Raw genomic sequence first — 13,947 nt, 5'->3', positions numbered from 1 at the left:
TTACTTCTACAATCCTAATTTCAATGTAAATGTGAACTGCTTAGGTACTGGTGCTGCTACACCACCTGCATTAAAGAATTCAGGATCCTGACCATTTAGTTTATCATCGGAATACAACAAAAACAAGTTTGTTGCTTGCAGTTTCACTGAAAGATTATTTACACCCAATCTAGTTGCTACATTTTTTGAGAAATCATAAGCTAATGAAATCTCTTTCATTCTGATAAAATCTCCATCAGCAATTCGATCTGAAGAATAATTGTAAGCATTATATGCTGTTGCAAGATCTCCTGAGCCAATATTATCTGCTTGTCTTGCAGTAGCAATAGCAGGAATCGTAGTAATATTTTCATCCCCTGGTCGAACCCAACGATTCTTAAATTCGCGTGGCAAAGCATCAAGATCTGAATAATTACCGTTAAAAACAGGATCTAAACGAACAACATTTCCAAATGAGTAGGTCATGAAAACATTAAATCTAAATCCTTTATAGGTAAATGTATTACTCAAACTTCCAATATCTGTTGGATCAGCAGATCCTGAATATTCAAGGAAATCAAGATTTTCTCTCTCTTGAAAATAAATATCGCTAACCGTTACATTTCCACTCTGATCAAGGAAAGTTGGTAAACCTTCATTATTCAAACCTTTAAATGGAATTGAGAAGATTGAACGAACAGCATACCCCTCACGAGCAAAGCCATTACCTTTCACCATATCAATTACACGCGATCTGGTCTCCAATTCTGTAACCTTATTCTTGTTTTTGGAATAAACAAAGTTGGTAACCCAAGAAAAGTTATTTGTTTTAATATTAGTTGATGAAATAGAGAACTCAAATCCATGAGATTCCATAGAAGCAACGTTACCATATTTAGAAACTTCACCACCTAATCCTTGCGTAGTTACTCGGCCTATCAGATCATAATTATCACGAGTATACCAGTCAATTGTGGTATTAATGCGATTATTTAAGAATCCAATATCAGCACCAACATTAAACTCATGTTTCTTTTCATAAGTTAATTCGCTATTCTCTAAGGACTCAATATACAGGGCACTTTCTTTCATTCCTGCAGTTGGTCTCCAAGGATTTCTACTTCTGATATCAACTAAAGAGTTGGTAACATAGTGTGGCCCACGATCGGCCGTTAAACTATACGATGCCTTTAAAGTAAAGTGCGAAACCGTTGGCTTTAATGATTCAAAGAAAATCTCTTCATGAGCATTCCATGCACCAGAAATATTCCATGTAGGTAACCAACGTGCACTATTTGACTTTCCTAACTTATTAGTTCCTTCGTAACGAAGCGTTCCGTTAAGTGTATATTTCCCCATATAGGAGTAAGTCGCATTTCCAAAGAAAGCTGTATTACGATATCTGGTATTTTCCATCCCATAATACAAGTTATTATTTTCAATCCCTTTTTTGAACAACTCATAGGTGTAAAATGGAATCTCTCCCATAGAGTATTGTAATCCCCAACCAGTATTGTTTGTCTTCTTACGATCTATTGAGTTGATTTCCATACCACCATACAAATTTATGATGTGTGTCTCATTGAATACATCCTTATAGGAAGCTGTTGTTCTAAAATCATAACCTAACATCTTATAGTCAGTACGCTTGTAAATTCCACCTTCAGGCAGAATACTTACTGGCAAAGCATAAGGATCATCTGGATCTTTATATAAGAATGAATTTCGATCACGAATCGTTGAATTAGGCATTGCCCTATAAGCTTGAGCCTGATTAGAAAATTCAGTAATGTTATGCTCCTGAGAAGTTGACTGATATTTAAGAGCACCCAATGCACTTATTTCTACTTTAGGAGTAACTTTCCATTTTAATTCTGTTTGGAATTTCACATCCACTACATTTAAATCAATATAGTTTTCGTCTAACTCTCTATTGATATTAAAAGGAGCATAGTTACGTATATAGTCTGCATTAGGATCTAAAGTTCTAGATGAGTTCAAGGCAAAGGAGTAAGGGTTTATGTCAAAATCTCTTTTCACTTTTCCTGTTACTACATCCGTATCCTGAGCTAATGCACCTGGTGCTTTTTGCTTACGATAAGAAGCACTACTAATGGTATTAAACGTAAGATTATCAAATACTTTATAATTCGACTTAAAATTAGCAGTATATCTATTCACATTACTAGCTTTAGTCCAACCTGGATCAACTAATGCACTAATTGAAGCATAATAAGTAGACTTTTCTGTTCCTGAAGACATGCTTACAGAATGACTTTGCATGATATTGGTCTTAAATAACTCCTTAAACCAATCGGTATTTCTGTATTCAGCCTTACGTAAGAATGCTGCTTTAGCTTCCGGAGTATTTGCTAACAAAAAGTTCCCCGAAGCATCAATCTGGTTTAATTGTTGGTACATTCTTCCATAAACACCACTCTCGCGAGCGTTAGCTACATCAGCATAGTTTAACCAACCACCTTCACGCATCTCTTCGTAAACAGACATCTGTTCCTGAGAATTCATGATATTAAAATCATTGTAAGAAGGAGTTAATCGATAAGTGTACTCACTTGAATAGTTGATACGACTTACTCCAGCTTTACCTTTTTTTGTTGTAATAACAATAACTCCAGCCATTGCGCGAGCACCATAAATGGAGGTCGCCGAACCATCTTTCAATACTTCGAAACTTTCAATATCATCAGCATTTATACCCGCAATTGCAGAACTGATCAAAGTTGTTACATCACCCGACGAAAGCGCATCGGAGGTTAATTCAACCACATCTTCCAAGATCACTCCATCAACTACCCATAATGGTTTAGAACTACCATAAATGGAAGTAGCACCACGAACACGGATTTTAGGAGCAGCACCAAAAGTTCCAGAAACATTCTGGACAGATACCCCAGCAGCACGACCTTCTAAGCCACGACTAACATCTGGCATACCAGCCAATTTAACTTCTTCTGCTTTTAACTTCTGACTAGCACCAGTAAATAATCGCTTATCCATTACAACCATACCGGTTACAACAACCTCCTCAATTTGTTCCGAATTTGCTTCTAGAACAATATTAATTTCGCTCTGATTAGTAACTTTTATTTCCTGAGTGTCCATTCCAATAAACGAAAAAACTAAAGTTGTTTCCGTTGCATCCGGTAATTGTAACTTGTATACTCCATCAATATTAGTGGTTGTACCAATACTAGTACCTTTAATAAAAACAGAAACACCTGGTAATCCGACACCTGAATTATCAGTTACAACACCGCCAACTTTTTTTTCCGCTTGAATAGGATTTATTTCCTTCTGAGAAGTTTCCTTTTTAGCTTGTGGCTTAATAATAATTACCTCATCTCTAATCTCATAAGTAAGACCAGTGTCCTTAAGACAGTCGGTTAATATTGTTTTAACACTTTTAGGCGAAGCGCTTATATTAACGTTATTAATTTCTTTTATGTCATCAACATTGTAAAGAAAAGTGTAATTGGTTTTCTCCTTAACTTTTTCAAAAACCTCAATTAATGTACTGCTTGACATCTCTAACTCCAGAATTTCACCCTGAAGATTTGCTAAAGCCTGAAAATTAAAGACGTTAACAATCAGAAATAAAAGCAAGAGTCTTTTAGCAAGAATTGGTTTTCTTTTCTGCATAAAAGACTTTTCCCGATTTTTTTTCATAATTTTGAATGTGATTTGGTTAGTATTACATTTCTCCAAAAAGAAATGTTTATTGACTTTGCCGGAATCTGTGGCTGCAGATTCCGGTCTTTTTTTATCTTTTATTTTCTTCGATCATAACACTACGATCCTTTATTGTAAATTTTACTTTCTCTGTTACTTCAATCATCTCTAAAATTTTATTGATTGTATCGTAACGTGCTACATCTCCAGTATATTTTAGATCTTTAATCGAATTTGAAAGAAAGAAAACATCAATATCATACCATCTCGAAAGTCGGAGCATCAAATCATCAAGGCTCTGATTATCAAATACAATTCGCCCATCTTTCCATGCTGTAAACAAATGAGGATCAACAACTTTTTTTGATGTTTGACCACTTAGCTTGTTAAAACTCAACTGATCGTTAGGAAGTAATTCTTGACGAATACCTCGGTATTCATCATTCACCTCAACCTTTCCTTCTACCAAGGTTGTCACAATTTCCTCTTGCTCATTGTAAGCATTTACGTTAAAGGAAGTTCCCAGAACTTTCACTTCAGCATCCGTAACATCTACAATAAAAGGGTGCTTCTCATCTCTAGCAACTTGAAAATAAGCTTCTCCTTCCAAATGAACTTTTCTAACCCCGTTTCCAAATTCAGATGGATAACGCAATTTTGAATTCGAATTCATCCAAATTTTTGTTCCATCAGATAAGGTCAACTTATACTCTCCTCCTTTAGGAATTATTATGGTATTATAGGTAAGCTTGTTAGAAAGTTCATCTTTTGCTGATTTCTTATAAACCAATTCTTCAGTCGAATTTGAAATTAAAATACCTTTCTCTTTCAAATTTACTTTCTCGTTCAGTTGGTATTTCTCCCCGTCACTCAATACCAAAAGTGCCTGGTTTTTTCCAGGTATTATTGCTAAAGGTTCACTATAAACAACATCTTTATTTATAGATGTAAGAACTCCTCCAACGCTAGCAACGATTACTAAAACAGCTGCAACTTTTATTAAAATTTGCTTCAAGCGAATACGCTTATCATTCCTAATTTTGGCTTGTATTTTGTCCCAAACCTCAGTTTTATTAGCACTCTCGAGCTTAGACTCTCTCTCAAAATATTGTTTTTCTGGGTTTTGAGAAAGCTTGTGGAAGAGTACCAGATTTTCCTCTTTTGCGTATTTCCATTCTTCCAAAAACTGCTCTTCTTTTGCGTTCAGCTTCCCCTCAAGCCTTTTCACAATTAAGTCTGCAATTTTAAATCCAGATGGTAAATTATTCATATTCGTATTCTATGTGTGCGATTAACAATTACTATAACAGGTATAAATAAAAAAAGGGTGACAAATTTTTCAACTTTTGTCCCCTTTTATGATATATTATTCTTAATTCCCTAAACCATAAATGGTAAGAAAATAAAAAGATCTTTCAGATTTTCCTTTAAAAACTTCGTTGCTCTTTGTTTTTGTGTCTTAACCGTATTGATCGAAATGTCTAAATCTTCTGCTATTTCAGAATTCTTTAGCCCTTTTAAACCTAATAAATAAATTAACCTTGCAGATTCTGGCAATTTTTGGACTGTTTCGGCTATAATCCTTCTTACCTCTTCATCAATAACATTCTTCAAAAAATAATCTTCATCATGAATGTCTTTCGCAGATTGATTTTCATATGTCATTCGAACCTTTCGGTGATCAATTTGATTCAAACAAGAATTTCGAACCGTCTTATATAAAAATGCTTTTAAAGCTGCTTCGTGATAAAAAGAAGATCTCTTTTCCCAAACTTTAACAAAACTTTCCTGAATAATATCCTCTACAACATCTTGGGAAGAAATATATTTATGCCCAAACAAATAAAGTGCATCAAAATATTTGTTATACAAACACTTAAATGAATTTTCATTGCCATTCCTGAGGGATTTAAGAAAGGTTTGATCCAGGGTTTTCATGCAAAATAGTGGTTAATAATTAAAAGATGGGGGAAACAATATTATAAATTATTTTCATATTAATACTTATTCAGGCCAAACTATTTTACGATGAATAAGAAATAAATCTTTAATTTTAATCCAAGTTTACGAACTGAACACAAGAATACAAGCGAAAAAATAGCAAAAAAAAAGGATGTCAAAAAATGACACCCTTTCACTTTTACAGTTTGTCTCTACAAACCTAATTTCTTTTTAACTTCTTTTGGAATAGCATCTTTATGAACCATAATAGCTACAGTTTTTAAACGAACATAAGCTTCACTCATATTCAAATAACCTCCCATTTTATTCGAAGTTTTTGACCATGAATTCTTAGTCTTGTAGTAACGAGTTCCCTTTTGATCTTTAACAATACCAGTTAGGTGCATTAGATGATCATCGGTAGTTTCAAAATTATCAAAAGTAAGCTGACGCAATGCCTGATCAACCTCTGGCTCTTTTCCTTTTTGACTTACTTTCTTTTCAGCTTTTTTCACATCCTTTTCCCATTTAGCAATCTCTGAATCTGTCATATCCGCTGTTTTACTAGCAGGTAAAACAGCATATCCGTTTCTATGAGAAAAACCTTTCTCACTTACGTCTCCATCCCAACAAACTGAATATCCATTCATTAATGCATTGTCCATTACTTCCATTAACTCATCAATGGGAAGGTTGTAATACAGGTCGTGAGACCAGTTATCTGGAATCTCAAGATTGAATTCTTTGTAGTATGGGTGATGAGAATATGAAGTTAATTCTATATAATCCTCAGTGTTAAACCCTAATTTTTCAGCATAAGCTGCTGGTGTAGTTTCAGTTCCTTCATAGGTAAATGTTTTTGGTGTTTTGCCCATGTAAGTATCCAAAACTCCGTTAACAGATTCTTCCCAAACCGGAGTTATCACACGATTAGGATTTTTAACAATTTGATCTAACATGGCTTTGGTAGACTTCACCATTTCTCTGTGGATGTGAAAATCGCTTTGGTATTCGTTACCAGAATAGGCTGATTCAGGAATGAATCCAAATTCTTTCACTACGTTTAAAACATCGTGAGCTTGACCACCTTCGCTAAAATTACCTTTCCCGTGTAAACGGAAATAGCGTAATGCTTTTTGAGAATAGGCATGACGAACAGTAAACATTTCAGAAAGATCAATATTGCCTGCACCTAAACGAATAAGTTCTGCTTCAATGAAAGAAGTTCCTGCAAATGCCCAGCAAGTTCCGGTACTTTCCTGATTACGAACCTCAGTTGTAGGAACATCTACAACAGTGCTAAATTTTTTCTCTTCTTGCTTTTCTTGAGCCCATAGCATATTAACACTACAAAAGGCAATTAGCATTAAGGTAATTAAGGTTCTTTTCATGACTATATTAGTTGTTTAAGTAAAAGTTTCTATTTCAATAATTCTGCTTGCATTTTCTTGGTCATTTTACGCACTACTTCGTCATAAGAATCATCAATCCATTCTTTAAGTTGATTATCTGAAATACTACCATCAATATTTACCGTATTCCAGTGTTTTTTATTCATATGCCAACCTGGTAAAACAGAACTGTATTCCTCTCGTAATTCAATGGCCTTTTCAGGATCACATTTTACGTTCATGCTCAATTCTTTATTGATGTTTGTGAGCAAAAACATTTTATTCATCACTTTAAAAACGAGCGTTTCTTCATCGAAAGGGAAACTTTCTGTAACGCCTTTCTTTGTAATACAGTAATCTCTTAATTCTTCTATATTCATTGTTTAATACTTTGTTCAGATTTAAAAATACGTAAGCAATAAACAAATATAATTACTTTTAGGTACAAGCCTAAAGATCTATCTTCATGAGTATTAAAAAAATCGTTCTAAAGACAAAAAAAAGACCATCTTCTAATCGGTCAATTGAATCAAAATCCACGTCAAATTTACAATCTAGATAAATTAAAAATATTTTTTTGATTCTTCACAAGCTCCATTTCTATTGAGCATATTAAATTATAAGAACAACAATTTGACCAAATTAGAAAATCATTTTTTTTATACTAGATGCATTTTTGTATATTTAGTTCTAAGATTGTGTTAAATAGATCCAAGAAATCATGAAAGATACAGGATACGCTCAAAAATACAAATGGAAAAATAAACGAATTCTGATTGTTGAAGATGAAGAAATCAACAACATGTTCTTTGATGCAGCACTTAGCAGAACGGAATCGAAATTACTATGGGCAAAAAATGGAAAAGAGGCGGTTGATATTATTGAGAGTTCAGAAGATATCGATGTTATTTTAATGGATATTCGTTTACCAATAATGGATGGTTGTGAAGCAACTCGTCGTATCAAAGAAAATCATCAAGAAATTCCAATAATTGCACAAACGGCCTATGCTCTAGAAGGGGATAAAGAACGCATATTAGATGCTGGATGTGATGATTACTTATCCAAACCTATTCGTTTTGAGGAACTTCTTGCTACAATTGACAAATATCTTGCAGATTAATCAACAGGTGCAATAAATGCATCTTCGATGTGCTCTATTTTATACTTTTCACCATCTTTAATCACACTAATAACATCAAATCGGACTTCGTATTCCATTTCCTTTAAATCAACATAATCTTGTGTTGCTCTTACCAAAAACTTGATCTTCGATAAAGTAATTGCATCTGCTGGATGCTCAAAATATTCTGTGGATCTTGATTTGACTTCCACCACAACCAATTGATTCTCTTTTAAAGCAACTATATCTAGTTCTTTTTTCAAATAAATCCAGTTTCGATCTATAATCTTATATCCATTTTTAAGCAAATATTTTGCTGCAAGATCTTCTCCAAGCTTTCCTAATTCGTTGTGTTTTGCCATCTCATTTATTTTCAGAACTACTTTCCCAAGAAAAGTTCACGATTTGATCACTTACATTTAATTTTAAAAATCGACCCATTGGTAAAGTCCAATTTTCTTTAATATGACCTGCAGGAAAATCATAAACAACGGGATAATTGTAATGCTCAACCACTTCGTTGATAATTTCATAAGCAGATTTCCCAAAATTTGGATTACCTACTTTCATTTCACTCATTCCTCCAACAATCAAAGCTTGTAATTCTGAGAGTTTACCACCTATTTTTAGGTTTCTCATCATTCGATCCAAATGATACAATTCCTCACCAACATCTTCTATAAAAAGAATTTTACCATGTGTTTCAAAATCCATAACCGTTCCACGCAAACTGTACAGGATGGATAGGTTACCTCCTACCAATTCCCCTTCACTTTGCCCAATTCTATTCAATTCATGCGAAGAGATTGAATAATCCTCTTGATCTCCTGATATGGTATTAATTAAAGATCGTACAGATTTATTGTCATCACCTTCTGCAGGAAAATTGATTGGCATGGTAGCATGTAAACTTTCGACACCTAAAATATTATTCAAATAGCTATGGAACACAGTAATGTCACTATATCCAATAATCCATTTAGGATTACGCATAAACAAATCAAAATCTAAATGTTCTAATATTCGCACACAACCATATCCACCTCTAGAACATAGAATCGCCTTAATTTCTGGATCGTCTAACATTTTCTGAAAATCCGATAAGCGATCCATATCACTACCGGCGAATTGATCTTTTTCATCGAAGACATGATTTCCCAACACCACTTTGTAGCCTACATCTTCCAATTTCTGAACGGCTATTCCTACCTTTTCAGGATCCATTTTCCCTGCTGGAGAAACAATCCCAATTTTATCTCCTTTAATTAAAGCAGCCGGCTGATACATATCTATTTAGTTTTTTTTAGAAGTAAGAACAAATTAAGAATAAAATACAAATGGATAACTACATTTTTGCCAATTCTATCTTATCTTTGCAAACAATTCGATCAAAAGTAAAATTTTGATCATCAATTTAGATAATCAAAATTAACTGAGGAATTTTTTATCTCAAAACAGATTAAGACATTCCTTAGAAAAAAAATAAATCTCAGATGACAAAATTTAACAGAACACTTGTTACTACTGCTCTTCCTTATGCGAATGGGCCGGTACATATTGGGCATTTAGCGGGCGTATACGTTCCTGCTGACATTTATGTGCGTTATATGCGTATGAAAGGTGAGGATGTGTTATTAATTGGAGGTTCGGACGAACACGGTGTACCTATTACAATTAAGGCTAAAAAAGAAGGTGTTACCCCACAAGATGTGGTTGATAAATACCATAATATAATTAAAGATTCTTTCGAAAAATTCGGAATTTCTTTTGACGTTTATTCAAGAACAAGTTCGAAGATACATCATGAAACAGCAACTGAATTCTTTGAGACTCTAAACGAAAAAGCTGAGTTCATTGAGAAATCATCGGAGCAATTTTACGATTCTGAGGCAAATCAATTTTTAGCTGACCGATATATTACAGGAACCTGTCCTCATTGTAAAAATGAGAAAGCTTATGGAGATCAGTGCGAAAGTTGTGGAACATCTTTAAATGCAACTGATCTGATTGATGCTCGATCAGCAATTACGGGAAATAAGCCACAGTTGAAAGAAACAAAGCACTGGTATTTGCCTCTTGATAAATATGAGCCCTTTTTAAAAGAGTGGATTCTAGAGGAGCATAAAGAATGGAAGCCAAATGTTTACGGACAGTGTAAGTCTTGGTTAGACAATGGTCTTCACCCAAGAGCAGTAACCCGTGATTTAAATTGGGGTGTACCTGTTCCCGTAGAGGGAGCTGACGGAAAAGTGCTTTACGTTTGGTTCGATGCACCTATTGGATATATCTCAGCAACTAAAGAGCATACGCCTGATTGGGAAAAGTATTGGAAAGCTGAGGATTCAAAAATGGTTCACTTTATTGGTAAGGATAATATCGTATTTCACTGTATCATTTTCCCAGCTATGCTTAAGGCTGAAGGTTCATATATTTTACCAGAGAATGTACCATCAAACGAGTTCTTAAATCTAGAAGGCGATAAAATTTCAACATCTAGAAATTGGGCAGTTTGGTTGCACGAGTACCTTGAAGAATTCCCTGAGAAACAAGATGTATTGCGTTACGTATTAACTGCAAATGCACCTGAAACTAAGGATAACGATTTTACTTGGAAAGATTTCCAGGCACGTAATAATAATGAGTTGGTTGCCATTTTTGGAAACTTTGTGAACCGTGCTTTGGTATTAACTCACAAGTATTTTGGAGGATTAGTTCCTGAGGCTGGTGAGTTGACTGACTTCGATAAAGAAACATTAGCTCAAATTCCTGTTCTTAAAGCTGAGGTTGAGAAGAATCTTGAAACATATCATTTTCGTGAGGCACTTAAAGTAGCTATGAATTTAGCTCGATTAGGTAATAAATACTTAGCCGATACAGAACCTTGGAAAGTGATTAAAACCGATGAGGCACGAGTTAAGACTATTCTAAATATCTCTTTACAGATTTCAGCGAACCTATCTACTTTGATGGAGCCATTCTTGCCATTTACAGCAGAGAAACTTCGTGGATTCCTTAATATAGATCGTATTGAGTGGGCAGATATGAAAGACGTTGTTATTCCTGTCGGACACCAGATTAATAAGCCGGAATTATTGTTTGAGAAAATTGAAGATGCAACGATTCAAGCTCAGGTTGATAAACTAGAAGCAACTAAAGTTGCCAATGAACTTGAAAATAGAGTTGCTACTCCGGTTAAAGAAAATATCAATTTCGACGATTTCATGAAAATGGATATTCGTATTGGTACGATTACCGAAGCTGAGAAGGTTGCTAAAACAAAGAAGCTTTTGAAAATCAAAGTTGATACAGGAGTTGATACGAGAACGGTTGTTTCAGGTATTGCAGAGCACTATAAGCCAGAAGAAATTATCGGAAAGCAAGTAAGTGTTTTGATGAATCTTGAGCCACGTAAGCTAAAGGGTATCGAATCGCAAGGTATGATTCTTATGGCTGAGGATGCTGATGGTAAGTTATCTTTCGTATCTCCAGATCAAGCAATAAAACCTGGTTCTGAGATTAGATAGTTCAGATAAAGAGACAAAAAAAGCGCTTTCCAATGGAAAGCGCTTTTTTTTATTATTTTTGAAGAACCCAGCAAAAAGCTTTTGAATTCTTAGCAATTACTTTCTTTTTAAACTGATCTGCAGCTGCTCGATTTGTAAATTGATTAACCGCAACCGAGTATAAATTTTTGTTTTCAATGATCACTGCTGGATAAGATTTCGAGATTAACTCCTGACGCAATATCTCTGCATTCTCAATTGAAGTAAAACTCCCAGAAATCAAATAAAATCTTCCTTTTTGAGTTTTTTCTAACTTACTCTTCTTCGTCAATTTTGGCTCAAATGCAACCAAATCTTCAGGAGGAGATACAACAGGATCCAATTGAACAAACTTTTCAGTTATTTCCTTTTTTTCATTTATTGATATCATAGATGCCTCACTACCATTTCGTTCCGAATTCATTGGAAGTAATGCAACTGTTAATATAAATGGAATTGCAGCTGCCGCATACCAAAGTCTTTTCTTGGTGAAAAGCGTTCTAACTTTTACTTGAGGTATGGCAACAGGATGATTTTTCTCATCACTTATTGGTGAAAGAGTTGGAAGAGAAAAGCGTTCCATACCAAAAGCATCAACCAAATAATTTAATTCTTTCGAAGGTTCGAATAGTAAATTATGCCTTCTGTCATTATAAAAACAGCCAATCTTATCTAATATTACCTTTTCGCCTCGCTGAATACGAACACGAAGATCTTCAATAAAAAACTGAATAGATTTTTCAGCTTCAGAATAAGTCAAATTTTCAGCTTCAGACAATCTATTAATCAGCAAACCATCATTTTGAGATAAATTACGGTTAAATCCAATTGATTTAGAAGGAGGAATTCCAAGATTCATCTCTTCATCGATATCTGCTGGCTTATAGTTGGCCACAAACCCACCAAAACCAGGTAATATCACACAATCGTGAATAAACAATAGATCTTTAATATATTTCGATACGTCTAGCATAATACACAAATATAATCAAAAATATATGCCACTCAAATTGAATAATTGCAGCAAGCTATTAATCCCCTATAAACCAATATTTTCTGCACCGAAAAGAAATTTAACTCAATTCAACCTATCCGTTTATTAAGTAAATTATTGTAAATTTAATCGATACAATTAAAAATTTACAACAGGTATTCAAGTTACTTAAAAGTCTTCTTTTAAAACAAGCATACCTCAACATTAAATATTTTTAACGCATGGATAAGCAAATACTTGTAACTGGAGGAACTGGATATATTGGATCGCATACTGTTGTAGAGCTTCAAAACAATGGATATCACGTTATTATCGCCGACAATCTTTCTAATTCTAAAATAGAAGTTCTTGATGGTATTGAAGCAATATCTGGAATTAAACCTCTTTTTGAGAAGGTAGATTTAAGCGTGAGAGAAGAAAGTATTGCATTTTTCAAAAAACATACAAATATTGGTGCTATTATACATTTTGCTGCCAATAAGGCTGTTGGTGAATCCGTTGAGAAACCATTGATGTATTACCGAAATAACATCAATTCTTTGATGAATATTTTAGATGCAATGAAGGATCACAACATCCCTAATTTGGTTTTCTCATCATCATGTACCGTTTATGGCCAGCCAGACAAATTGCCAGTAACGGAAGAAACGCCTCGAAAACCCGCAGAATCTCCATACGGAAATACAAAGATGATTAGTGAAGATATTATTCGCGATACGATAAATGCAAATCCAGAACTAAAAGGTATTGCCTTACGATATTTTAATCCTATTGGAGCTCATCCTACATCAAAAATTGGAGAACTACCATTAGGCGTTCCGAACAATCTTATTCCATTCTTAACACAAACAGTAGCAGGAATGCGTGCAGAACTTAGTGTATTTGGAAGTGATTACAATACGCCTGATGGATCTTGTATTCGTGATTACATTAATGTTGTTGATTTAGCAAAAGCGCATGTAATTTCCATTGAAAGATTGCTACGAGATAAACAATTAAACAATTATGAGTTTTTCAACGTTGGTACAGGCGAAGGCGTATCAGTATTAGAAATTATTAGCTCATTCGAACGTGCTACTGGCGAAAAAGTGCCACATAAAATCATTGAACGACGTGCAGGTGATGTAGAACAAATTTATGCTGAAACAAGCAATGCCAATAAAGTATTGGGTTGGAAATCGGAAGCTACACTTGATGACACTCTACTTTCAGCATGGAATTGGCAAAAAAGCCTTTAAATAAAAGAATAGAAATTGTTTAATGATCCCAATTCATTTGAGATCAATA

General features: G+C 34.3%; 11 protein-coding genes. 3 read left to right on the top strand and 8 right to left on the bottom strand.

All coding sequences use genetic code 11. The annotated features are described in order from the left end of the window. Positions 1-6 precede the first annotated feature (6 nt). The 5 genes from L3049_RS14825 to L3049_RS14805 all read right to left on the bottom strand — a co-directional run bounded on the left by L3049_RS14825 (position 7) and on the right by L3049_RS14805 (position 7,381). Positions 7-3,666: a SusC/RagA family TonB-linked outer membrane protein gene (locus L3049_RS14825; RefSeq protein WP_275110599.1), complete on the bottom strand. Its 3,660-nt coding sequence runs from the start codon at positions 3,664-3,666 to the stop codon at positions 7-9. A 94-nt stretch (positions 3,667-3,760) separates the two neighbouring features. Beyond that, the gene (locus tag L3049_RS14820; protein ID WP_275110598.1) at positions 3,761-4,939 is read right to left on the bottom strand and encodes a FecR domain-containing protein; all 1,179 of its coding nucleotides are present in this window, start codon (positions 4,937-4,939) and stop codon (positions 3,761-3,763) included. A gap of 110 nt (positions 4,940-5,049) precedes the next feature. Beyond that, positions 5,050-5,607: an RNA polymerase sigma-70 factor gene (locus L3049_RS14815; RefSeq protein ID WP_275110597.1), complete on the bottom strand. Its 558-nt coding sequence runs from the start codon at positions 5,605-5,607 to the stop codon at positions 5,050-5,052. A 215-nt stretch (positions 5,608-5,822) separates the two neighbouring features. Continuing rightward, the gene (locus L3049_RS14810) at positions 5,823-7,001 is read right to left on the bottom strand and encodes a C1 family peptidase (protein ID WP_275110596.1); all 1,179 of its coding nucleotides are present in this window, start codon (positions 6,999-7,001) and stop codon (positions 5,823-5,825) included. 29 nt (positions 7,002-7,030) lie between these two features. Continuing rightward, positions 7,031-7,381 (bottom strand): MmcQ/YjbR family DNA-binding protein, encoded by a 351-nt coding sequence (locus L3049_RS14805; RefSeq protein WP_275110595.1) that lies wholly within the window; start codon positions 7,379-7,381, stop codon positions 7,031-7,033. Positions 7,382-7,722: 341 nt separating this feature from the next. On the opposite strand from L3049_RS14805, the gene L3049_RS14800 reads away from it, so the two are divergent. After that, a complete protein-coding gene (locus L3049_RS14800) occupies positions 7,723-8,124 on the top strand; it encodes a response regulator (protein WP_275110594.1) in 402 nt (133 codons plus the stop codon). Here the strand turns inward: L3049_RS14800 and L3049_RS14795 are convergent. Further along, on the bottom strand, positions 8,121-8,486 hold the full coding sequence (locus tag L3049_RS14795) for a YraN family protein (protein ID WP_275110593.1): 366 nt from the start codon (positions 8,484-8,486) through the stop codon (positions 8,121-8,123). The genes L3049_RS14800 and L3049_RS14795 overlap by 4 nt on opposite strands. 1 nt (position 8,487) lies before the next feature. Continuing rightward, positions 8,488-9,411 carry a S66 peptidase family protein gene (locus L3049_RS14790; RefSeq protein WP_275110592.1) on the bottom strand — a complete coding sequence of 308 codons (924 nt, stop codon included), beginning with the start codon at positions 9,409-9,411 and terminating at the stop codon, positions 8,488-8,490. Between the two features lie 206 nt (positions 9,412-9,617). Between L3049_RS14790 and metG the strand changes: the two genes are divergently transcribed. Then, complete coding sequence (metG, locus tag L3049_RS14785; RefSeq protein WP_275110591.1) at positions 9,618-11,648, top strand: methionine--tRNA ligase; 2,031 nt, start codon at positions 9,618-9,620, stop codon at positions 11,646-11,648. A 52-nt stretch (positions 11,649-11,700) separates the two neighbouring features. Here the strand turns inward: metG and L3049_RS14780 are convergent, their stop codons facing one another. Beyond that, positions 11,701-12,639: an HU domain-containing protein gene (locus L3049_RS14780; RefSeq protein WP_275110590.1), complete on the bottom strand. Its 939-nt coding sequence runs from the start codon at positions 12,637-12,639 to the stop codon at positions 11,701-11,703. Positions 12,640-12,881: 242 nt separating this feature from the next. On the opposite strand from L3049_RS14780, the gene galE reads away from it, so the two are divergent. Then, positions 12,882-13,898 (top strand): UDP-glucose 4-epimerase GalE, encoded by a 1,017-nt coding sequence (gene galE / locus L3049_RS14775; RefSeq protein ID WP_275110589.1) that lies wholly within the window; start codon positions 12,882-12,884, stop codon positions 13,896-13,898. Positions 13,899-13,947: the final 49 nt, after the last annotated feature.

It is taken from the genome of Labilibaculum sp. DW002 (assembly GCF_029029525.1).
GTDB classification, from domain to species: Bacteria; Bacteroidota; Bacteroidia; order Bacteroidales; family Marinifilaceae; genus Paralabilibaculum; species Paralabilibaculum antarcticum.
This window is presented reverse-complemented; position numbering and strand designations above follow the sequence as displayed.